The 21,445-nt window shown below is 69.9% G+C and carries 14 protein-coding genes, 2 tRNA genes and 1 pseudogene; 7 read left to right on the plus strand and 10 right to left on the minus strand.

Annotated features, from left to right (window positions below):
- The first annotated feature begins 30 nt into the window (after window positions 1–30).
- A tRNA-Ser gene (locus tag AA23TX_RS42280) sits at window positions 31–120 on the plus strand.
- 46 nt (window positions 121–166) lie between these two features.
- A tRNA-Arg gene (locus AA23TX_RS42285) sits at window positions 167–240 on the plus strand.
- A gap of 363 nt (window positions 241–603) precedes the next feature.
- Here the strand turns inward: AA23TX_RS42285 and AA23TX_RS42290 are convergent.
- Window positions 604–915: a ribbon-helix-helix domain-containing protein gene (locus tag AA23TX_RS42290; protein ID WP_230863052.1), complete on the minus strand. Its 312-nt coding sequence runs from the start codon at window positions 913–915 to the stop codon at window positions 604–606.
- A gap of 1,114 nt (window positions 916–2,029) precedes the next feature.
- Between AA23TX_RS42290 and AA23TX_RS42295 the strand changes: the two genes are divergently transcribed.
- The 3 genes from AA23TX_RS42295 to AA23TX_RS42305 all read left to right on the plus strand — a co-directional run bounded on the left by AA23TX_RS42295 (window position 2,030) and on the right by AA23TX_RS42305 (window position 5,666).
- Window positions 2,030–2,302, plus strand: coding sequence for a hypothetical protein (locus AA23TX_RS42295; RefSeq protein WP_155548546.1), 273 nt, complete (start codon window positions 2,030–2,032; stop codon window positions 2,300–2,302).
- A 386-nt stretch (window positions 2,303–2,688) separates the two neighbouring features.
- Window positions 2,689–4,320 carry a glycosyl hydrolase family 18 protein gene (locus AA23TX_RS42300; protein WP_155548547.1) on the plus strand — a complete coding sequence of 544 codons (1,632 nt, stop codon included), beginning with the start codon at window positions 2,689–2,691 and terminating at the stop codon, window positions 4,318–4,320.
- Complete coding sequence (locus tag AA23TX_RS42305; RefSeq protein WP_155548548.1) at window positions 4,317–5,666, plus strand: cellulose binding domain-containing protein; 1,350 nt, start codon at window positions 4,317–4,319, stop codon at window positions 5,664–5,666. Before AA23TX_RS42300 ends, AA23TX_RS42305 begins: the two co-directional genes overlap by 4 nt.
- Window positions 5,667–5,782: 116 nt before the next feature.
- Here AA23TX_RS42305 and AA23TX_RS51300 read toward each other — a convergent pair.
- Window positions 5,783–5,833, minus strand: a pseudogene (locus tag AA23TX_RS51300) (hypothetical protein); the annotation flags it as partial.
- Between the two features lie 671 nt (window positions 5,834–6,504).
- Window positions 6,505–7,833, minus strand: a complete 1,329-nt coding sequence (locus AA23TX_RS42315; protein ID WP_155548549.1) for an aspartate aminotransferase family protein — start codon at window positions 7,831–7,833, stop codon at window positions 6,505–6,507.
- Between the two features lie 86 nt (window positions 7,834–7,919).
- Here AA23TX_RS42315 and AA23TX_RS42320 point away from each other — a divergent pair, with 86 nt between their 5' ends.
- Entirely contained in the window at window positions 7,920–8,825 is a 906-nt protein-coding gene (locus tag AA23TX_RS42320) for a LysR family transcriptional regulator (RefSeq protein WP_155548550.1), read from the plus strand.
- 7 nt (window positions 8,826–8,832) lie between these two features.
- Here the strand turns inward: AA23TX_RS42320 and AA23TX_RS42325 are convergent, their stop codons facing one another.
- From AA23TX_RS42325 to AA23TX_RS42335, 3 genes are read right to left on the minus strand one after another with little or no spacing between them, the layout of a single operon-like run.
- Entirely contained in the window at window positions 8,833–11,196 is a 2,364-nt protein-coding gene (locus AA23TX_RS42325; protein ID WP_155548551.1) for a hypothetical protein, read from the minus strand.
- Window positions 11,193–14,030 carry an ATP-binding protein gene (locus AA23TX_RS42330; protein WP_155548552.1) on the minus strand — a complete coding sequence of 946 codons (2,838 nt, stop codon included), beginning with the start codon at window positions 14,028–14,030 and terminating at the stop codon, window positions 11,193–11,195. Before AA23TX_RS42330 ends, AA23TX_RS42325 begins: the two co-directional genes overlap by 4 nt.
- On the minus strand, window positions 14,030–15,943 hold the full coding sequence (locus tag AA23TX_RS42335; protein WP_155548553.1) for a hypothetical protein: 1,914 nt from the start codon (window positions 15,941–15,943) through the stop codon (window positions 14,030–14,032). Before AA23TX_RS42335 ends, AA23TX_RS42330 begins: the two co-directional genes overlap by 1 nt.
- Before the next feature lie 155 nt (window positions 15,944–16,098).
- Between AA23TX_RS42335 and hypF the strand changes: the two genes are divergently transcribed.
- The gene (hypF, locus tag AA23TX_RS42340) at window positions 16,099–18,258 is read left to right on the plus strand and encodes a carbamoyltransferase HypF (protein WP_155549429.1); all 2,160 of its coding nucleotides are present in this window, start codon (window positions 16,099–16,101) and stop codon (window positions 18,256–18,258) included.
- On the opposite strand, the gene hypB is transcribed toward hypF, so the two are convergent.
- The 4 genes from hypB to hypD are packed head-to-tail and all read right to left on the minus strand — an operon-like array spanning window position 18,215 to window position 21,439.
- Complete coding sequence (hypB, locus tag AA23TX_RS42345) at window positions 18,215–18,910, minus strand: hydrogenase nickel incorporation protein HypB (protein ID WP_155548554.1); 696 nt, start codon at window positions 18,908–18,910, stop codon at window positions 18,215–18,217. The genes hypF and hypB overlap by 44 nt on opposite strands.
- On the minus strand, window positions 18,903–19,238 hold the full coding sequence (locus tag AA23TX_RS42350) for a hydrogenase maturation nickel metallochaperone HypA/HybF (protein WP_155548555.1): 336 nt from the start codon (window positions 19,236–19,238) through the stop codon (window positions 18,903–18,905). The genes hypB and AA23TX_RS42350 overlap by 8 nt, the downstream gene beginning before the upstream one ends.
- Entirely contained in the window at window positions 19,239–20,315 is a 1,077-nt protein-coding gene (hypE, locus tag AA23TX_RS42355) for a hydrogenase expression/formation protein HypE (RefSeq protein WP_155548556.1), read from the minus strand.
- Window positions 20,312–21,439, minus strand: a complete 1,128-nt coding sequence (hypD, locus tag AA23TX_RS42360) for a hydrogenase formation protein HypD (protein WP_155548557.1) — start codon at window positions 21,437–21,439, stop codon at window positions 20,312–20,314. The genes hypE and hypD overlap by 4 nt, the downstream gene beginning before the upstream one ends.
- Window positions 21,440–21,445: the final 6 nt, after the last annotated feature.

Consider the following 21,445-nt stretch of genomic DNA (forward strand, 5'->3'; position numbering starts at 1 on the left):
AACCTATCTGAGCAGTGGTCGTTGGGCCCAGGAGGCTTCGCCTAGTCTGGTCTATGGCGCCGCACTGCTAATGCGGTTGGGGGTAACCCCCCCTCCCGGGTTCAAATCCCGGAGCCTCCGCTGGTACCCGGTTCGCCGGGTGCTAGGTTAGAGAACAACTGAACACGCGCCCGTAGCTCAGCTGGATAGAGCATCTGACTACGGATCAGAAGGTCAGGGGTTCGAATCCCTTCGGGCGCACGTCTGGTTGAGACAGCAAAGGCCCCTCCGGTTCGCCGGAGGGGCCTTTCTCATTGGTCTCGACCACATCCGAGTCGCCGACGGCGGTGCGTGGGGGCCCCGCCGGTACGGGGCCCCCGTCGGGGTCTGTGACGTTCCGCCAGTATCAAAACGTCGGGTAATGCCGTCCGGCCTTGCGGCGACTTCGCGATCTGGTGCGGTCTCGCCCACGGCCGTGGTGACGCGTCAGCCGTAACCCCCAGTGGTGGCTGATCGATCCAAGACGTCCAAGTGTGTCCGAGGGCCCGGACTCCTCCGACCGGCGACGCCGATCTCCGGGATCTTGCCGGCTCTGTTGCGGGGGCGCCTCGTGGCGCACTCGGGTCAGAAGAACTGCAGCACAGTCACTTGGTCGTCGTCTGGGCTGCTGCGCACGAGCACTTGACCATTTTTTGCCCAGACTTCCTCCAGGTACGCGTACACCTGGAGTGCCCGGTTTATCGTGTCCGTCTTCGAGTCACCGGTCAGCGCGACCGCCTTCTCCAGCGCTCGAGACGCGCGTGGAGCCAAATTGACGGTGACTCGTTCCAGACCGCCGCCCCCGCCGCCCCGACCTTCGGGCGGCTGCTTCCCCGGACCTGTCTTCGAGGACACCGTCTGGTCCTCGACCTGCTCATCGACCATCCCGTCAGGCATTTTTATTACCTCTCCTCATCGCGAATCCAGTTTTCCGTTCCGGATTCGGTATTCGCCCTCGTGTGAGAAGGATGAATGGGAAACCTCTCGACGGGCGGGACTTTTGCGTCATTCTCGACATCCTCGAGTGGTGCTCGCTGCCGCGCATGCCGACGAGCAGGTGCGTGGCCAACCGCAACTGCCGACACGTCGACGGCCCGGAGTACGGGTCATTCGCGTACATGGCACACCTCGGCTGCGATCCTTTTCGGCTGCTGCTATTCGATTGTCAGGCCGCGCTTCCCGGCGACGTACCGAGTTTCCCCTAGCCGGTCCATCCACCGACTAGAGGTGCTGTCATCTTGCGTCTGTTACTGCTGAGTTGTCAACCCAAGATACAGCTATGAGCTGCATATGAGATGCATGACTCATGCTAGGTCGCGCCTGGTCGCTATGCCGTTACAAGGTCAACGTCCGACTAAGGCTCGTCATCACAAGGAGTGACTTAGAGCTTCATTTGGATACTTTGCGTAAGAGCGTCAAGGTGCACTTGCAGTGGTGAACAGGTGTCGATCCCCGCGGGAGACGGCGACATCGGCCAGCTCGTGATCTTGTCACAAACTGTCTTGTTTTTGTCATGTAGGTCCAGGTCAGGGCGATCTGAGGTGCGACAACGTTGACATCGTGCCGTCCGTGGGCGAAGGCGATGACCTGCCGCTTCGGGCTGGTGCGGTCCCGGGTGGTCCGTGGCACCATTTCGGGCGAGGGTGGGTGCCGAGGGGGCAGGTTCGACAGCAGGTCGTCGGCGCTCCGGTGGGCTCTCATCACCTGCAACTTGCCATTGCGCGTGCATAACGCGCTCAAGATATGGATCTTCATCAGGTCATCGTATGAGTGTCACCCGTATGTTGGATGCGTGAGTGGTATGGTCAACGCGGGGTGAGGTCAGCTGTCGTGGACGTCACCCTGCCTCAGGTTCACCCCGGCGACTGCTCAGCGGTCGCGATGAACGAGCAGGATGAAAGGCAGCGCGGCAATGGCAGACGAAGTAGCGCGTCGGACGGAGCTCCCTCAGCTCCCGTCCGGCCGCGGTGAACGCGCGGTTCCGCACGAGGGGGAGCGGATCCCGCTGCGAATGGGAGGCGAGATCGGGTTCAAGAAGAGCGCCGCCGGGGTGGAGGCCTACGCGCGCGGGACGATCGAGGCGCAAGGGGACGGCCGTTTCGGTATCGACCTCGGCCACATGGTGAAGGTCCTGTGTGGCTCGGCTGTGCCCGGTCTGGGTGTGGCCGGAGTGCTGGCTCTCGCGGGGCAACCGGGCTGGCTGATCGTGACCGGCGGAGTCGGCACGATGATCGTCCTGGTTCTCGCTCTTGTCTTCTTCTCGAAGGAGGTGCGCAAAGGCTGAGTGTCCGCGCCGCCACATGGCCGCGGGGGTGGCGGTCGGCCTCGGTGAAACACCACTGCTCTGGGGCCGGGGTGCGTGACCTCGGCTCGTCGTGCGGGTCGTGCCCGGTGCTCGGGGCCCGGGCTTCCCGTCTTGTCACCGCTGTCTCCTGGGGATCGAATCGCCGCGCGGTCGGGGCCGCGCGGCGTTCTGTAACTGGACTGGACCAGTGAGGCGGCTCCGCCGATCACTCGTTTCAGTCGTTCAGCTGCCCTTCGGCACTCTCCGTGGTTGTGCTTCCCTAATTGGTCTGGACCACGTAACGTCTTCGCAAACGGTGCATAAACACCACCCGGTCCCCGCCTGTGGTGGTCACGCCGTTCCCTTACCTGGTTCAAAGGAGAGCGATGTCCAGAAAGAGATGGCACCTCCTCGGTCTATTCACCGCGGTCGGCGCGATCGCGGTCGGTCTCGTCACCGTGCCGGCGAGCGCCGCCGGTGGTGTTGGCGCCAGCTTCACCAAGGGCTCCGACTGGGGCACCGGCTATGAAGGCAAGTACACGATCAACAACGGCTCCGGCTCGACGCTGGCCACCTGGACGGTCGAGTTCGACCTCCCGTCCGGCGCGAAGATCGCCTCCCTCTGGGACGGCAGCTACACCGCGGCCGGCCAGCACGTCACCGTCAAGAACAGCTGGAACGGCAACGTCGGCAACGGCTCGACCGCCAGCTTCGGCTTCAACGTCAGCTACTCCGGCACCTACTCCGCGCCGGCGAACTGCAAGCTGAACGGCGGCTCCTGCGACGCCGGCGGTGGCACCCCCACCACGACGCCGACGACGCCGACCCAGCCGACGACCACCCCGACGACGCCGACCACCCCGACCACACCGCCGACGACCACCACGCCGCCCCCGCCGGGTGGCCTGAAGAACGTCGGCTACTTCGTGCAGTGGGGCGTCTACGGCCGCAACTACCACGTCAAGAACATCGAGACGTCGGGTTCGGCCAGCAAGCTGACGCACATCAACTACGCGTTCGGCAACGTGAAGAACGGTCAGTGCACGGCGAACGACGACCCGTACGCCGACTACCAGAAGACCTACGACGCGGCGGGCAGCGTCGACGGCGTCGCCGACACCTGGGACCAGCCGGTCGCCGGCAACTTCAACCAGCTGCGCAAGCTCAAGAAGCTGCACCCGGGCCTCAAGGTGATCTGGTCGTTCGGCGGCTGGACCTACTCCGGCGGCTTCGGCCAGGCGTCGCAGAACGCGGCCGCGTTCGCGCAGTCCTGCTACAACCTGCTCAAGGACCCGCGCTGGGCGGACATCTGGGACGGCATCGACATCGACTGGGAGTACCCCAACTCCTGCGGCCTTTCCTGTGACACCAGCGGTGCCGCGGCCTACAAGAACCTGATGGGCGCGCTGCGCTCGAAGTTCGGCTCGTCGTTCCTGATCACCTCGGCGATCACCGCCGACGGCAGCAACGGCGGCAAGCTCGACGTCGCCGACTACGGCGGCGCCGCGCAGTACGTCGACTGGTACAACGTCATGACCTACGACTACTTCGGCGCCTGGGCGGCGCAGGGTCCGACGGCTCCGCACTCGCCGCTGACCAACTTCAGCGGCATCCCGACGCCGGGCTTCTACTCCGACGCGGCGATCCAGAAGCTGAAGAGCAAGGGCGTCCCGTCGAGCAAGCTGTTGCTGGGCATCGGGTTCTACGGCCGCGGCTGGACCGGCGTCACGCAGTCGACCCCGGGTGGCACCGCGACCGGCCCCGCGCCGGGCACGTACGAGCAGGGCATCGAGGACTACAAGGTCCTCAAGAACACTTGCCCGTCGACCGGCACCTTCGCCGGCACCGCGTACGCGAAGTGCGGCAGCAACTGGTGGAGCTACGACACCCCGGCGACCATCGGCGGGAAGATGTCCTACGCCAAGCAGCAGGGTCTCGGCGGCGCCTTCTTCTGGGAGCTGACCGGGGACACGACCGGCGGCGAGCTCATCTCCGCGATGAAGAACGGCCTGTCGTGACGCGCCGGTGGTTGCCCGCACTCGGGCTGGCGGCCGCGGCCGCCACGATCGGCGCGATGTTCGTGATCGCTCCGGCGAACGCGGCGGGTGGCGTGTCCGCGACCTTCGCGAAGGGCTCCGACTGGGGCACCGGCTACGAGGGCAAGTACACGATCGCCAACGGCTCGGGTTCCACGCTGGCGACCTGGACCGTCGAGTTCGACCTGCCGAGCGGCGCGAAGATCTCGTCGCTGTGGGACGGCAGCTACACGGCGTCCGGCCAGCACGTCACGGTCAAGAACACGTGGAACGGCAACGTCGGCAACGGCGGTAGCGCGAGCTTCGGCTTCAACGTCGCGTACTCGGGTTCGTACGTCGCGCCGTCGAACTGCAAGCTCAACGGTGGGTCGTGTGCGGCCGGGGGGACACCCCCGACCACCACACCGCCGCCTACGACGACGCCCCCGCCGACCACGACCCCGCCGCCGGGGACCGGTGGCAAGGGCGCGCCGTACCTCTACATGGGCTGGGGCAGCCCGCCCAACCCGCAGACGGTGATGAACGCGACCGGCGTCAAGTGGTTCACCATGGCGTTCATCAACGCCTCCGGTGGCTGCAACCCGGCGTGGGACAGCAGCCGTCCGCTTTCGGGCAGCGCGGACGCGAACGCGATCGCGCAGATCAAGGCGGCGGGCGGCCAGGTCGTCCCGTCGTTCGGCGGCTGGAGCGGCAACAAGCTCGGCCCGAACTGCTCGACGCCGGCCGCGCTGGCGGGTGCGTACCAGCAGGTGATCAACGCGTACGGGCTGAAGGCGATCGACATCGACATCGAGAACTCCGACGAGTTCGAGAACGAGGCCGTGCAGGACCGCATCCTGGGCGCGCTGAAGATCGTCAAGCAGAACAACCCGGGCGTGCAGACCATCCTGACGTTCGGCACGTCGACGACCGGCCCGAACTACTACGGCAACCGGCTCATCGACCAGTCGAAGGCCCTCGGCGCGAACGTGGACGTGTACACGATCATGCCGTTCGACTTCGGCGGCGGCTCGAACATGTACCAGAGCACGGTGAACGCGGCGAACGGCTTGCGCGACAAGCTGAAGTCAACGTTCGGGTGGAGCGACGCCACGGCGTACAGCCACGTCGGCATCTCGGGCATGAACGGCCTGTCCGACCAGCAGGAGCTGACCGATCTGTCGACCTGGACCCAGATCACCAACTGGGCCAAGACGAATCACCTCGGCAGGCTGGCGTTCTGGTCGGTGAACCGGGATCGTGGTTGTCCTGGCGGTGGCGTGCAGTCGGCCTGCAGCGGCATCGCCCAGAACGACTGGGACTTCACGAAGGTGACGGCGGGCTTCTGACGTCGTCGTGATTGAAAGCCCCCTTGCCGGCTCCCCGGGCCGGCAAGGGGGCTTTTCAGTGCCCCGCTCTCAATGCCCCACCAGGCGAGCACGAACGCGATCCGCGCGCTCCGCCGCCGCATCACCACGGCGAGCACGCTCGTCAGCGTCGGGACCCCTTTGGTCACACGTGGCTCGCCACGCCCAGCCCGATCGCCGCCAGGACGATCAGCTTGAAGCCCAGCTCGGTGATGATCCGGCTGTTCACGGCCGCCTCGCCGCGGCGGCCGCGCGGAACATCGCCAGGCCGGCCGCGAACCAGCCCATGATCGCCAGTGCCTGGACCCAGCGGCTGGTCAACAGCGGGTCGACCAGGTCGCTCATCGTCGGGTGGGTCGTCGACAGCCCGCCCGCCGCCTGCTCGTAGACGAACGACAGCAGCTCCCACGCGCACCACCGCCGACCACAGCCACGCCCGGTGCGGCACCGGCCGGTCCACCGGCAGCGACGGGTCGCGCCATTCCGCGAACAGCGGGACCACACCGATCGCCGAGATCGTGACCGCCATCGGGACGCTGTCGCGGCAGAAACCGGCAAGCCGGGCCGCGCCCCCGAAGTGCATCACTGGGCCGGCTCGCCACAGGCGGCCACCCGCCCTCCCTAGGGGGGCGTGCCCATGTCCAGCGTATCGGCACACACCGACGAAAGTGTTCGTCGCGGCCTGTGGGGCCGCAGTTGCCCACAACCTTCCTGGGCTGTGGACAACTGTGCGGGGAGCCGGTTGTGCGGACGCCGAGGGGCTTGGCGTGGTTCCTTCGCGACAGACCCACAGACAGACGACGGCTGGCGGATTCCTCGATCAGAGCGTCTTGACGGCGTCCCCGATGGCCTCGTCCAGGATCGACAGGCCCAGGGAGATCTCCTCTTCGGACGCGGTCAGCGGCGGCGCGATCCGGAACACCCCGCCCATCCCGGGCAGCTGCACGATGTTCATGTGCAGCCCGAGCTCGAGGCAGCGGGCGGTGACGCGCGCGCCCAGCTCGTCCGAGCTGCGCTTCGTCTCGCGGTCGACGACCAGCTCCAGCCCGGCCAGCAGGCCGCGGCCGCGGATGTCGCCGACGACCTCGTGCCGGTGGGCGATGCGCTCGAGTCCGTGCCGGAGCAGGCTTCCGAGCTGGAGCGCGCGTTCGTCGAGGTGGTCGCGCTGCAGCACGTCCAGGACGGTGTTGCCGACGGCGGCCGGCAGCGGGTCCGCGACGTGCGTCGTGAAGAACAGGAACCCGCGCTCGTGGGCCGTCTGCTCGATTTCGGCGCTGGTCAGCAGGGCCGCGAGGGGCAGCCCGGCGCCGAGCGTCTTCGACAGCGTCAGGATGTCCGGGACGATGCCGTCGCGCTCGAACGCGTACCAGTTCCCGGTGCGGCAGAGCCCGGTCTGGGCTTCGTCGAGGATCAGGAGCATGCCGCGTTCCCGGCACTTCTCCTGAAGTGCGGCGAAGTAGCCGACGGGCGGTTCGATGATGCCGCCGGAGCTGAGGATCGGCTCGACGATGCACGCGGCGAGGCTCCCGACCGACTGCGCGTCGATCATCTCGAACGCGAAGTCGAGCTGGCGTCGCCAGTCCAGCTTGCCGTCGGCGTCGGTGAAGTCGGGCCGGTACGCGTTCGGCGCCGGGATGGCGAAGTTGCCCGGCGCGGCGGGGCCGTAGCCCTTGCGGCCGGCGCTGTAGGTGGCGTTCGCCGCGGCCTGCGTCATGCCGTGCCACGACCGCGCGAACGAGACGATCTCGTGCTTGCCGGTGACGAGCTTGGCCATCCGGATGGCCGCCTCGTTGGACTCGGCGCCGGTGGTCAGCAGCAGCGCCTTCTCCAGCGGTTCGGGCAGCGACTCGGCGAGGCGCCGCGCGAGGTCGACGACCGGGCGGCTCAACATGCCGCTGAACAGGTGGTCGAGCTTCGCGGCCTGCCGCCGGACGGTGTCGACGATCTCCGGGTGCGAGTGCCCCAGGATCGCGCTCATCTGGCCGGAGGTGAAGTCGAGGATGCGGCGGCCGTCTTCGGTGAAGACGAAGCTGCCTTCGGCGCGGTCGATGATCTCGTGGGTGAACGCGCCGCCGTAGCGCACCAGGTGCTTGTCGGCGTCGGCCCAGAAGGCGTCGGACGTGGACAGTTCGGAGGTCGGAGCAGCCATGCATCGACGGTAAGTCCGGCGTGAGCGTCACGTCCATCTCACGATTCCGGCTTTCTTGTTCGGTTCTTCCGCACAAGAATGGGGTGATGCTGAACCCGTGGCGCCTGCGGCTGCTGAGCCGGCTCGACACGCTGGGGACGGTCCGCGCGGTGGCGCAGGACGCGAACCTGAGCGCGTCGAGCGTGTCGCAGCAGCTGGCCGTGCTCGAAGCGGAAACCCGCACCCAGCTGCTGGAACGCACCGGTCGTAGAGTCCGGTTGACGCCGGCCGGGCTGATGCTGGCGCGGCGCGCGCGGGCGATCCTCGACCACATGGACACGGTCGAGGCGGAGCTGCGCAGCCTCGGCGAGGAGCCGGTCGGCCAGGTCCGGCTGGGGGCGTTCCAGAGCGCGATCCACACGATGGCGGTCCCGGCGGTGACCCGGCTCGCGAGCGCGTACCCGCACCTGGAGGTCGAGCTGCTGGAGCTGGAGCCGCACGAGAGCATCCCGGCCCTGCGCGGCGGCGACGCGGACGTGATCATCACGACGACCGACTTCGTGCAGCAGCCGCTGGGCCCGGACCTCGACATCGTCCCGCTGGCGACGGACCCGATCGTGCTGGTGACGTCCGCGGAAGGCCCCCGCGGCCCGGTTTCGCTGTCCGCCTTCGCGGACTCGCCGTGGGCGCTGGACGTGCCGCGGTCGTACATGGCGAACTTGACGCTGCGCCTGTGCCGCGAGTCGGGTTTCGAGCCGCGGGTGGTGTGCCGGTTCAGCAATTACCTGATGACGTTGCAGCACGTCGAGGCCGGGTTGTCGATCGCACTGCTGCCGGAGCTGGCGGTGGACCGGCGCTACCGGGTGTCGACGCGCGAGCTGGCCTCCCCGGTGACGCGCACGATCGCGGCGGTGGTGCGCCGGGGGACACCGCTGCGCGCGGGGGTGAACGTGGTGCTGGACGCCCTGCGGCAGCCGCCGGACCTCCCGGCCCTGACGGAGTGGAGCCCGTAACCGGGGGCTACTTCTTCTCGTCGTCCTCCTCGGGTGTCTTCGGGGTTTCGCCCTTGCCGTCGTTGCCGGAGATCCGGTTCCACGCGTCGCGGACGAGGGTTTCGACGTAGAGCTTCTTCTGGTCGGGGTGGTTGAACGCCTCGCCCACCAGCGGAGCCACGACGTCGAAGCCCGTGCCGACTCCGCTGACGATCTCCCCGGCCGGCCCTTTCACCACCGGCTCGAGGAGGGTGGCGACGTCTCCACCCTTTTCGAGCAGCTGGTCACGGGCTTCGGCCAGCCGGCTCTTCTCCTCGACGGGCTCGCCCGGTTCCTGGCTGTCGGGTGGTGCGTCGTTGCCGGCCGCGTCGGGTGGTGGTTGCTCCGCATCGCCGGACTCGTTCGGTTCAGCTGCCGACATCCGCGGAGACGGCTGGTCGGGGTGATTCGTGTCCGGTGGCTCGGATCCGTCCGGCGTTCCTTGCGGGTCTTCCGGGTGTTCCTGGCCGGCCGGCGATTCCGGGTTTTCCCGCGGGCCGGGAGCTTCGGGCTCCGCTGTCGCGTGCTCCGGTGACCGGCCGAGTTCCGGCGCGGCCGTCTCCGATTCCCGGCCGCGTTCGGAGAGCTTCTGCTTGATGGCCGCGGCGAGCGCGACGCCGGTTGCGAGCAGGGATCCGATCGGGTCGGCGGTGGCGTTCTGGGACTCCGGGGTGACCGGGTCGAGGCGGTCGTGCTGCTGGCTGGTGACGGTGTGCGTCTCGTCGTGCTTTTCGGTGACCGCCTCCGCGCCTTCGATGAGGCCTGTCACGGTCTCGGCGAGGTCGCCGGCGTCTTCGGCGGACTTCTTGGCCGCGGTCTCCTCGGGCTCGATGTCGTCGGCTCGTTCCGTCTTGCGCTCTTCGCCGGTCTCCTCGTGGGTTTCGTCGCCTTCGGACGCGTCGTCGTCTTCGTTCTTCGCCGCGCTGTCGCCGCCCGGCGAGAAGTGCTCTTGCCACGCGCCGCCGGTGGTGTCGCCGGGTAGGTGCTCGCGCGGCTGAGCGGGAGTCGCGTCCGGGTGCCCGAGTTGCAGTTCTCCGGTCCGGGGGTCCCAGGAACCCTCGTAGGGGTCGGCCTTTTCGGCCGGCGCCGACATCTCCGGGGAGAGGCCGTTCGTGTCGTGCGGTCGAGCGCCCAGTTCCGTCTCCGCGGGCGAGACGATCGTCTGCTCTTGGGGACGGATCATCGGCGTTTCGACGGACGACCGCTCGGGGCCGGGAACCTCCGGCCGTGCCTGATCCGGGGCGATCTCCGGGCCCGTGTCCGCCATCGGGATTTCCTGGCTTTGCGCCGGTTGCTCGACGCGGGTGCCGGCCGACGCGGACGGACTGTCGCCGGCCGGGGTGCGCGGGGTGAGTTCCCGTTCTCGCTCGAAGTCGCCTTCGGACTCGGCCTCCGCATCGCGCTCGGCGGCGGGTTCCGTCTCGACCGCCGTCGCCGGTTGCTCGGTTCCCGCCTCGGCCGAGTTCCACTGGCCGTCCCAGCGTGGGTCGTCCGGCTTCAGTTCGCGTTCGCGCTCGGTGTTGTCCGGGTCGTCGGCGCCGGTTTCTTCCGAGTCCGGTTGTTCGGGCTCTTCGGCGTCGTTTTCCGGGCGCTCGGGTTCGGGCTGCTCCGTGGGGTCCGGTTCGTCGCCCGGTGGGTCGTCGGCAGCCTGGTCGTCCTCGGGTTGCTCCGGCGGGGGTTGGTCGGCGTCTTCCGGTTGTTCGGCGGGCGGCTCTGGGCCGTCGGAGGCTTGGCCGGGTTGGTCGGCGGGGTCGGGTTGGTCGTCTGGTGGGTCGTCGGACGCTTGGTCGGGTTGCTCGGCGGGGTCGGTTTCGTCGGGTTGCTGGTCGGCTGGTTTTGGGTCGTCGGGTTGGTCGGCGGGGTCGGGCTGGTCGTCTGGTGGGTCGTCCGCCGCCTGGTCGTTCTCGGGTTGCTCCGGCGGGGGTTGGTCGGCGTCTTCCGGTTGTTCGGCGGGCGGCTCTGGGTCGTCCGGCTGCTCGGCAGGGTCTGGTGGGTCGTCGGCGGCCTGGTCGTTCTCCGGCTGGTCGGGCGGGGGCTGATCCGCGTCGTCCGGTTGCTGCTCGGCAGGGTCTGGCTCGTCGTCCGGTGGGTCGTCGGCGGCCTGGTCGTCCTCGGGTTGCTCCGGCGGGGGCTGGTCGCCCTGGTCCGGGTCTTCGGGCTGCTCCGCGGCGTGCGGTTCGTCGTCCGGTGGGTCTTCGGGCGCTACTTCCGGGGCGGGCTGGTCGCCGGACTCGGCCGACTCCGGGGAAGGGGCCTCGTCCTCCGGTGGGCCGTCCGGGCGGTCCTCGCCCGTGTCCGCCGGCTCCGGGGGTGGTTCCGGTGCCTCCGACGACCCGTCGCTCGTCTCGCTCATCGTGCGGTCCCCTCGTCGGCCTTCAGGCGGAGCACTCGGTCGGCGCGGAAGGCGAGGTTCAAGAACCCCGTCGCCGCCGCGAAGCGGGCTGCTTCGGTTCTTGCGTTGCTGAGCTGAGCGGCCGCCTTCATGATCGCCGTCGGGTGGGTGGTGCCCAGGATCGTCGGGTCGTCGTCGTGCCAGTGCTCCGGGCGCAGGCGGAGTGCCGCCAGCTGTTCCGCGCTCGTCTCACCCTCGAGGACCAGGCCGCGGGCCGCCCAATCCTGCGTCGACGGGTGGGGGCCCGACTCCGGGGCCGCCGCCTTCAACGCCCGCAGCACGTCGAACCAGCGGCTGCGGCCCGCCTGCCAGCGGACCTCCGTCCCGTCGCAGCTCGACGAAGCACCGGCCAACGTCCTTCGGGCGCTCGATGCCAGGTGCTCGATGAACTCCGCCGCCGCGTTGTACCTCGTGATGCCCGCGTACCGCGCGTCCACCGCCGTCTGGACGCGGTGCGCCACCGCGCATTCCAGCGTCCGCTCGTCGTAAGCCGCCCGCAGTGAGGCGATCCAGGCGGCGGACGGCGCCGGCGCGGGACGGCCCGCCAGGTGGGCGACCGTCAGCAGTTCCAGCCACAGCACCAGCTGCGGGTCCTCGTCCGCGCGGTGCACGGCGTCGCCCAGCTCCCGAAGCGAACACGGGCGGGCCGCACATGACTGTCCACAAGCGACACTGCGAACCGCAGCCAACGCCGGTGACGTGGACACCAGCGAAGCGTCCTCGAGAGACTCCCTCAGCGGCATGGAAAGCCGCAGCGGGCGGTCCATTCCGTCGGTGAACACCGCCGCGCGACCCGGCGGCAGCGTCACGACGTGCCGGGACTGGGCCTCGCTCAGGTTCATGGTCGCCCCGACCGCGGAACGGTCGTCCGCGGCCGGCAACCGGTGCAGGATCTTGCACGCCGTGTTCTTGATGACGTCCGGGACGATCTTGCCCGGGATCTGCTCGGCGACGACGATCCCTTCGCCGTACGCCCGGATCTCCGCCAGCAGCGACGTGAACAGCTCCACCGCGTGCTCGGTCGGGCTCCCCGGCTCCGCCCGCTTCAGCAGCCGGTGCGCCTCCTCCAGCACCAGCACGTGCCGGAGCCCCGAAGAGCCGGCCACGTGGTGGACGCGCAGGTGCTCGAACAGCCGGATCAGCACCGCGCCGATGAAGAACGCCTTGTCCATGTCGGACCCGATGTCCTCGATCTCCAGGACGACGTTGCCGCGCAGCAGCTCCGCGACGTCCAGCGGGTGGCCGCCCTCGAAGAACCGGCCCGGCGTGCCCAGCCGGAGGGAACCGATGCGGACGTCGACGAAGCCGCGGACGTTGTCGGCGACCTCCTTGCCGTAGCCGATGCCCTTGACCACCTCGATCGCCGTCTTCTGCAGGTCGCCGAGGCTCGGGTACTTCACCGGCCCGACGCGCCCGCGGACCTGGCCGGTCACCGGGTCCCAGCCCTGGTCGACGTAACACCGGGTCAGCGCCTGCGCGAGCACCTGCGGGAACGGCTCGTCCGCGTCGAACGCCGCCATGAACAGCGCGCGCGTGAGGTCGAGGTGCGTCTGCAGCGGGAAGCCCGCCGCCGGCTCGAGCGGGTTGAGCCCGGCCGGGTACGCGTCGGGGGCGCCCGGCCGGATCACCGTGACGCGCCCGTCCGGCCCGAGCCGGCCCGCCATCGCCGCGTACTCGGCCTTCGCCGGTTCGATGACCAGCCACGGGACGCCCGCGGCGTGCAGGCCCTCCAGCAGGTGCCGGACGGTCTGCGACTTGCCCGAACCCGTCGCGCCCGCGACGAACGTGTGCCGGTTGAGCGTGTCGAGCGCGACGCGGAACTCGCCGGCCGGCTGGTCGGCGTCGTCGAGGACCGTGCCGAGCGGGATCTCGCCGGTGAACTCCGGCGTGACGTCGAACAGCGGCGGCTCGGTCATCCGGATGCCCGGCAGCTCGCGTCGCGGCGGGCGCGCGATCGCGGCGACGAACTCGCCGGTCGCCGAAAACGGAGAGGTCAGCACACCGGCCGTCCGCGTCTCCCAGACCGAGGTGAACGAGGCGCACTCGGTGCCCGGCGTCAGCACGTACGGCAGCGCGTCGAGGTCGCTGGCGCTGCACAGCAACGCCGCCGCCGCGCGGGTGCTCGCCTCGTCCGGGCCGCCGACCAGGACGTGCACGGTCCACAGGCCCGCGGGCCGCGCCCGGGACAGCTCCCGGTACCGGCCTTCCGCCCGCAGCAGCGCGATCCGGTCCGGCTCCGAGTTCTCCCGCTGCCGCAGCCGCGGGATCGTCGTCTCGAGCCCGAGCAGCTCCCGTTCGACGGCCTCGGCGCCCAGCGGCTCGGCGACGACGAGCCAGGCGAACTCGCCGGGCAGGTGGGCGACGTAGTCGTCGAAGCCGCCGCGGCCCGGCGCGTCGGACCCGGCCTCCGGTGTCCACAGTGGATCGGGACCGCCCGCGCAGCGCGTCCACGCGGGCAGGGCCGCCCAGTCCGGCGTGGGCACGGGCGTGCCGAGGCTGCCCGGCGGGTAGAGGATCGGCACCGGCCCGGCAGCCGGCCGCGCGACCGGCGAGTGCGGGCGCCCGCCGACCAGCACGCGCAGGGGCCGCGCTCCGCCGGTGCGCTCCCAGGCGACGGCGAACGCCGCGTCCGGGCCGCGGAAGCGCAGGTCGGCGTGAGCCGCGGTCAGCGCGGCGAAGAGCTGGGCCGGGGCGCGGCCGCCGGTCTCGTCCGGCCGGTCGACGCCCGTCGCCAGGTCGTCGCCGCGGGGGACGGACAGCAGCCGGTGGAAGCCGAAGCCGTCGAGCGGGGACATCAGCGCGGCAGCGCGTCGCGGGCGACCCGGTCGAGCAGGACGATGCCGGGATTGCAGTCGCCCATGACCACCCGCCGTCCGGTCGGACCGGCCTCGACCAGCACGAACGCCGTCGGCGCGAGTGACTGCAGCGCGGTCGGCTCGACCTGGAACTCGTACACGCGGGCCCGGGTCTCGCCTTCGCTGCGCGAGATCGCCTCGGACTGGTTGACGGTGTCCTGCCAGTTGCTCTCGCGGGAGCTCGACGAGCTGGTGTTCCGGCTCCAGTTCGAGCCGGACGACCACGACCCGCCGCTGCCTCCGCTGCCGCTGTTGAAGCTGCTGCTGCCGCCGACGCTGTAGCCGCGGCTGTTCGACGAGCCAACGGACCCGCCGGTGCTGGACGAGTTGCCCTCGGTGAAGGTCTTGCCCATTTCGGCGGTCAGCTGGGAGAGCACGAACTTGAAGCCGCGGCCGATGAACTCCGCCGCGTTCGCCGCCTCGTTCGCGTTGCCCAGCTGCATCAGCAGGCTGACGCTGCCCGAGCTGCCCAGCAGCTTCTGCAGGTCATCGCGCAGGTGCCGGAGCAGGAAGACGAGCCGGACGCCCGCGCGCCGGGCCTGCTGGGCCATCGCTTCGAGCGCTTCGAGGCCGATCTGGTCGGCGCCCGCGACGACCAGCACCTCACGGCCGGTCGTGTCGCGGGAATGCAGCTCCTGCAGCGCGCGGTGGAAGACCACGTGGTCGAGGAACCGCTTGTGCCGGCCGATCTTCGTCCGGGTCGCGACGACGGAGAGGCCGCGCGAGGGCCAGCTCGCGCGGAACCCGGCGGGCGCGCCCTCGACGGCGCCCTCGGTCCGCGCCAGCCCGCGGATCTCACCTTCGAGCGCGATCAGCTCGTTGCGGACCTGCTCGGTGTTGCCGACGGTGTCCACGTAGGAGTTGAGCTTCCGCAGCTCCTCGGCCGACAGCGTCTCGTCGGAGCCCGCGTCGTACACCCGGCGCAGCACCTGCAGCCCGGCGACGAGCTTGGTGAACGTGACCGGCCCGCTCAGCCGCTCGGCGACGGTGGTGAGCAGGTCGGCGTGCAGGCCCCGCAGGTCCTGCCCCAGCGCCGTCCGGTTCAGGTTGTACATCGCCTCGGCGAGGACCTCGGCCAGCTCGTGCGGGTCGAGGTCGGCGAGCAGGCCGAACGCGCCGAGGTCGCGCGGCAGCTCGTGCACCGCGACCTCGTAGCCCCTGGCGGCCGCGGCGATCGCCAGGTCGTCGCCCACGGCCATGTCGGTCAGGTCCAGCAGCAGCATCGACGCGCCGCCGGCCAGCTGGGCAGCGCCGCTGGTGGCGAGCAGGCTCGCCCAGCCGTCCTCGGTCCCGCCGAAGACGTCGATCCGGTTCGGCCGCGAGCCGAGCTTCACCGGCTGCCACAGCATCGCGGAGCCGAAGCGCTCGCGCTCGCGGCGGTCGTGCTCGGCGACCCGCTGCTCCCACGCGAAGTGGGCCTGCTTGTACGACTCGAGCGCGCGGTTGTAGTCGGACTCGTAGCCGCGCTTCATCACGGTGAACCGCCGCCGCGTCCGGAAGAAGTGCACGACGGCGAGCAGGATGCCGACGCCGAGCACGACGGTCGTGGTGATCTCGGCGGCCAGCGGGATCGTCTTCGAGACGGCGTCCATCATCCCGCCGACCAGCACGACGAGGACGAACGTGAGCGCGAGCCAGCCCAGCAGCCCCAGCCACGCGCGCTTGCTGCGCTTCTGCCGGAACTGGTAGTCGTGCGGTGCGTACACCTGCTCGGCGACCGGCGGTGCCGCCGCCTCCGGGCTCACGGTGACCGCCGCCGGCGGGGTGAACTCCCAGCCCCAGTTTTCGCGTGCCCCGAAGAGCCGTTCCCACATTTCGGTCGTGCCGCCGACCGCAACGTCCCGCCCCTGCACTGGCCCCTCCGGAGTCCGCCATTCGCCCGGTTGCCGCACGATTGTGCCCCGAGGGACCGACAAAAGTGACAGTGGTCCCCCGATCGTCCACATCCGGCCACTGTCCGCTGGACGGCACGTGGCCGGGGGCGGACACTCGGTGCGTGGACCGGCGCGTGCGCTTGGCGGTCAGGGTCGGCGGGGTCGTGCAGGGCGTCGGCTTCCGGCCCTTCGTTCACGGCCTGGCGCTGCGGATCGGCGTCTCCGGACTGGTCGGGAACGACGTCCACGGCGTCTTCGCCGAGGCCGAAGGCACGCCGGATCGGGTCGGAGCTTTCGTCGCCGCGTTGACGGCCGAAGCGCCGCCGCTGGCCGTTGTCGAGCGCGTGGAGACTCGCGAAATTCACCCGATCGGGGACGTCGGCTTCGTCATCGTCGCCAGCGGGAGTCCCGGTGGTGCCGCCGACACGCTGATCTCCGCCGATTCCGCCACCTGCGCGGACTGCCTGCGGGAGCTGCGCGACCCCGGTGACCGGCGGTTCGGGTACCCCTTCGTCAACTGCACGAACTGCGGGCCGCGGTTCACCATCGTCCAGGGCGTCCCCTACGACCGGCCGCTCACGACGATGGCGGCCTTCGCGATGTGCGCCGCGTGCAAGCAGGAGTACGAGGACCCGGCGGACCGGCGGTTCCACGCCCAGCCCGTCTGCTGCCCGGCCTGCGGGCCCGCGCTGCGGTTCGAGCCCGGGGGCGGGGAGCCGATCGCGAGCGCCGCCGAAGCGCTGAACCGAGGCGCGATCGTCGCGGTGAAGGGCCTCGGCGGCTACCACCTCGCCGTCGGTGCGCGGCACGAAGAGGCCGCGGCGAAACTGCGGGCGAGGAAGCATCGCGAAGACAAGCCGTTCGCCGTCATGGTCGCCGAGCTGGCGCAGGCCCGGGAACTGGCCGACGTGAGCGAAGCGGCCGAAGAAGCGCTCAGCAGCCGGCGACGGCCTATCGTGCTGCTGCCCGCCCGAGGAGGACTCGCCGAAGCCGTCGCGCCGGGGAACCGGCGGATCGGGCTCATGCTGCCCTACACCCCGCTCCACCACCTCCTGCTGGAGCGGACCGGTCCGATCGTGCTGACCAGCGCGAACGTCTCCGACGAGCCCATCGTCCACCGCGACGAGGACCTGAGCCGTCTGAAGGGCATCGCCGACGCGTTCCTCACCCACGACCGGCCCATCCACGTCCGGACCGACGACTCCGTGGTGCGCATCGTCCGAAAGCGAGAGCAGCTCCAACGGCGTTCGCGGGGTTACGCGCCCGAGCCCGTCACCCTGAACCGGGCCACCGGCCGGCACCTCCTCGGCTGCGGCGCCGAGCTGAAGAACACCTTCTGCCTCGCGAAGGGCCGCCACGCGTTCGTCTCGCACCACATCGGCGACCTCGAGAACTACGAGACGCTCAAGTCGTTCACCGAGGGCATCGAGCACTTCAAGCACCTCTTCGCCATCGATCCCGTGGTCGTCGCGCACGACCTGCACCCCGAGTACCTGTCCACGAAGTACGCGCTGGAGCAGGACGTCGACCTGCTCGGCGTCCAGCACCACCACGCCCACATCGCCGCGTGCCTCGCCGACAACGGCGAGGACCGCCCGGTCCTCGGCGTCGCCTTCGACGGCACCGGCTTCGGCCCCGACGGCACCGTCTGGGGCGGCGAGTTCCTCCTCGCCGACCTGACGAGCTACCAGCGGCTCAGCCACCTCCGGCCGGTCGCGATGCCCGGCGGCGTCCAGGCCATCCGCCAGCCCTGGCGGATGGCCGCGTCCTATGTGGACGAACTGGGCCGTCCGGCGCGCGAAGACATCGTCAAGCTCAAGCGCAGCGGCCTCAACTCACCCCTGACGTCCAGCGCCGGTCGCCTCTTCGACGCCGCCGCCGCGCTGCTCGGCGTCCGGGACACCATCACCTACGAGGGTCAGGCCGCGATCGAGCTGGAGCAGCTGGCCGACCCGGCGGAGAAATCCGCCTACCGCGCGCGGATCGACGAAGTGGTCCACGGCGAAGACCTCATCGCCGCGCTCCTGGAGGACACCAGCAGCAGAGCCAAGAGGGCCGCCCGGTTCCACAACGGGGTCGCCGACGCGATCGCGCGGACCTGCGACCGCTTCCGCGAGCACAGCACCACGGTCGCGCTCTCCGGCGGGGTGTTCCAGAACGTCCTGCTGCTCGACCGGACCGTGGAAACCCTGGAACGCGCCGGTTTCCGCGTCCTGACCCACCGGAACGTGCCGACGAACGACGGCGGGATCAGCTTCGGGCAGGTCGCCGTAGCCAGTCGTACCACTCGCTGAGGCCGTCGCCGCGCGTCGCGCTGACCTGGAGGATCGCCGCCGAGGGGTTGACTCTTCGCGTGTCCCGCTCGAACTCGGCGACGTCGAAGTCGACGTACGGCAGCAGGTCGACCTTGTTCAGCAGCACCAGGTCGGTCGCGGCGAACATGTGCGGGTACTTCAGCGGCTTCCCGGGCCCCTCGGTCACCGACAGGACCACGACGCGCGCCGCCTCGCCGAGGTCGAACAGCGCCGGGCAGACCAGGTTGCCGACGTTCTCGATGAACAACGTCGAACCCTGAGCCGGCGAGAGCGAATGCAGGGCGCGGTGCAGCATCGACGCGTCCAGGTGGCAGCCGGCACCAGTGTTGATCTGCACGACCGGCGCGCCGGTCGCCTTGATGCGCTCGGCGTCGAGCAGCGTCTCCTGGTCGCCCTCGATCACCGCGCACGGCGTGTCCGACGCGCGGATCGTCCGTTCCAGCAACGTCGTCTTCCCGGCGCCGGGCGAGCTCATCAGGTTGATCGCGAAGACGCCGGAAGACCGCAGGTGCGCGCGGTTGTGCGACGCGAGTTCGTCGTTCTTCGCGAGGATGTCCTGCTCCATGACCACGGTGTGGGCGTGGTCGGTGATCCGGACGTCCGAATCCGAGCAGCCGCAGGTGTCACACATGGCTGACCTCCACCGAGGTGATGCGCAGTTCGCGCCCCGCCAGCACCGCGACGTCGGCGCTGCCGCAGGGGCACAGCAGGATGAAGTCGTCGAGGGTGAACTCGGCACCGCACTCGCGGCAGCGCGCCCGCCCGGACGGCTCGGCGATGTCCAGCCGGGCACCTTCCAGCGAGGTTCCCGTGCACAGGACGTCGAAGCAGAACCGGACGCTGTCCGGCACCACCCCGGACAGCCGGCCGATCTCCAGCCGGACGCACGACACCGCCGCCTCGCCGAGGCGGGCGACGATCGCGTCGACGACCGACTGCGTGACCGCCATTTCGTGCATTCAGCAGATCCTCGGCAGCGGGTCCCCGACCAGCAGGTCCACGATCCGGGTACCGCCGAACGCGGTGTTCAGCAGCACGATCCCCGGCGGGTCGTCGGCGATCCGCCCGATCACCGCGGCGTCCGCGCCGAGCGGGTGCGAGCGCAACGCGGCCAGGGCAGCGTCGGTCTGGGCGCCGTCGACGACGACCACGATCCGGCCTTCGCACGCGACGTACAGCGGGTCGATGCCCAGCAGCTCCGACGCGCCGCGGACCTCGTCGCGCACCGGGACGGCCTTCTCGTCGACGACCACGGCGACCTCCGCCGCCTTCGCGATCTCGTTGAGGATCGTCGCGACGCCGCCGCGGGTCGCGTCGCGCATCGCCCGCACGCCGGGGACCGCGGCCAGCAGCCCGGCGACCAGTTCGTGCACGGGTGCGGTGTCGGACTCGAGGTCGGCGTCGATGTCCAGCTCGCCGCGGGCCAGCATGATCGTGACGCCGTGGTCACCGATCGGCCCGGAGACGAGGACGGCGTCTCCGGGCTTCACGGTGGCCACGCCGAGGCCCGTGCGGGTGAGCACCCCGACCCCGGCCGTGTTGACGTACACGCCGTCGGCCTTGCCGCGCTGGACGACCTTGGTGTCGCCGGTGACGATCTGGACGTCCGCCGCGAGCGCCGCGGACTTCATCGAGTCGACGATCTTCAGCAGGTCCTCGACGGGAAAGCCCTCCTCGAGGATGAACCCGGCGGTCAGGTAGAGCGGCCGCGCGCCGGACACGGCGAGGTCGTTCACCGTGCCGTTGACCGCCAGGTCACCGATGTTCCCGCCGGGGAAGAACAGCGGCGAGACGACGTAGGAGTCCGTCGTCAGGGCCAGGCGAGCGTCCCCGATCGTCAACGACGCCGAGTCCTCGAGGGGTTCCAGCAGCGGGTTGCGGAACGCGTCGAGGAACACGGCCTCGATCAGCGTGTGCGTCGACTTGCCGCCCGCGCCGTGCGACAGCGTGATGCGCTCTTCACGCACCTTCGCGCGCCGGCGCCGGGCGCGCTCGATGCGGTCGAGGACCTGCTGCTCGCGTTCGGTGGTGGTCATGCGCGGCTCGCCTCCCGGACGCGCTGACGGCTGAACCGGCCGAAGTTGTAGTAGGCCGCGCAGGCGCCTTCGGGCGAGACCATGCACGTCCCGATCGGCGTCTCCGGGGTGCACGCGGTGCCGAACACCTTGCACTCCCACGGCTTCAGCACGCCCTTGAGCACCTCGCCGCACTGGCACGCCTTGGGATCGGCGACGCGCAGGCCGGGGATTTCGAAGATCCGCTCGGCGTCGAACGCGGCGTACTTCTCGCGGATCGCCATCGCCGAGTGCGTGATGAACCCGAGGCCGCGCCACTCGAAGTACGGCCGCAGCTGCATCACCTCGTTGATGGCCTTCAACGCGACGAGGTTCCCGTCCCACGGCACCACGCGCGAGTACTGGTTCTCGACTTCCGAACGTCCGGACGAGAGCTGCAGCATCAGCATGTAGATCGACTGCAGGATGTCCAGGGGCTCGAACCCGGCGACGACCACGGGCTTGCCGTAGTCGCGCGCGATGAACTCGTACGGCCGGCAGCCGATCACCGTCGAGACGTGACCCGGGCCGATGAAGCCGTCGAGCCGCAGGTCGGGGGAGTCGAGGATGGCCTTGATGGCCGGGATGATCGTGACGTGGTTGCCGAACACCGAGAAGTTCTCGATGCCCTCGGCGGCCGCGCGCAGCAGCGTCATCGCGGTGGACGGCGTCGTCGTCTCGAACCCGATCGCCATGAACACGACGCGCAGGTCCGGGTTCTGCCGCGCGATCTTCAGCGAGTCGAGCGGCGAGTACACCATCCGGATGTTCGTGCCCTCGGCGTTGGAGTCGAAGAAGTTCCCGCCGGAGCCGGGCACGCGCATCATGTCGCCGAACGACGTCATGAGCACGCCGGGCTGCCGGGCGATGTGGATGGCGTCGTCGATGCGGCCCATCGGGATCACGCACACCGGGCAGCCCGGGCCGTGCACCAGCATGATGCTCTCGGGCAGGTAGTCCTCGAGGCCGTGCTTGTAGATGGTGTGCGTGTGCCCGCCGCAGACCTCCATGAACTTGTAGTGGCGGCCCGGCTCGCACAGCGACGTGATCTTCGCGGACAGTGCCCGCGCCTTCTCCGCGTCGCGGAACTCGTCGACGAAACGCATGACGAC

The sequence above is a fragment of the Amycolatopsis camponoti genome, from assembly GCF_902497555.1.
GTDB lineage: Bacteria > Actinomycetota > Actinomycetes > Mycobacteriales > Pseudonocardiaceae > Amycolatopsis > Amycolatopsis camponoti.

What these genes read in the sequence shown, in the direction of transcription:
- AA23TX_RS42330 (WP_155548552.1), bottom strand. Translation starts at nt 14,030, where the DNA reads ATGTCCCCGCTCGACGGCTTCGGCTTCCACCGGCTGCTGTCCGTCCCC.
- AA23TX_RS42300 (WP_155548547.1), top strand. Translation starts at nt 2,689, where the DNA reads ATGTCCAGAAAGAGATGGCACCTCCTCGGTCTATTCACCGCGGTCGGC.
- hypD (WP_155548557.1), bottom strand. Translation starts at nt 21,439, where the DNA reads ATGCGTTTCGTCGACGAGTTCCGCGACGCGGAGAAGGCGCGGGCACTG.
- AA23TX_RS42325 (WP_155548551.1), bottom strand. Translation starts at nt 11,196, where the DNA reads ATGAGCGAGACGAGCGACGGGTCGTCGGAGGCACCGGAACCACCCCCG.
- AA23TX_RS42290 (WP_230863052.1), bottom strand. Translation starts at nt 915, where the DNA reads ATGCCTGACGGGATGGTCGATGAGCAGGTCGAGGACCAGACGGTGTCC.
- AA23TX_RS42320 (WP_155548550.1), top strand. Translation starts at nt 7,920, where the DNA reads ATGCTGAACCCGTGGCGCCTGCGGCTGCTGAGCCGGCTCGACACGCTG.
- AA23TX_RS42350 (WP_155548555.1), bottom strand. Translation starts at nt 19,238, where the DNA reads ATGCACGAAATGGCGGTCACGCAGTCGGTCGTCGACGCGATCGTCGCC.
- AA23TX_RS42295 (WP_155548546.1), top strand. Translation starts at nt 2,030, where the DNA reads ATGGGAGGCGAGATCGGGTTCAAGAAGAGCGCCGCCGGGGTGGAGGCC.
- hypE (WP_155548556.1), bottom strand. Translation starts at nt 20,315, where the DNA reads ATGACCACCACCGAACGCGAGCAGCAGGTCCTCGACCGCATCGAGCGC.
- hypB (WP_155548554.1), bottom strand. Translation starts at nt 18,910, where the DNA reads ATGTGTGACACCTGCGGCTGCTCGGATTCGGACGTCCGGATCACCGAC.
- AA23TX_RS42315 (WP_155548549.1), bottom strand. Translation starts at nt 7,833, where the DNA reads ATGGCTGCTCCGACCTCCGAACTGTCCACGTCCGACGCCTTCTGGGCC.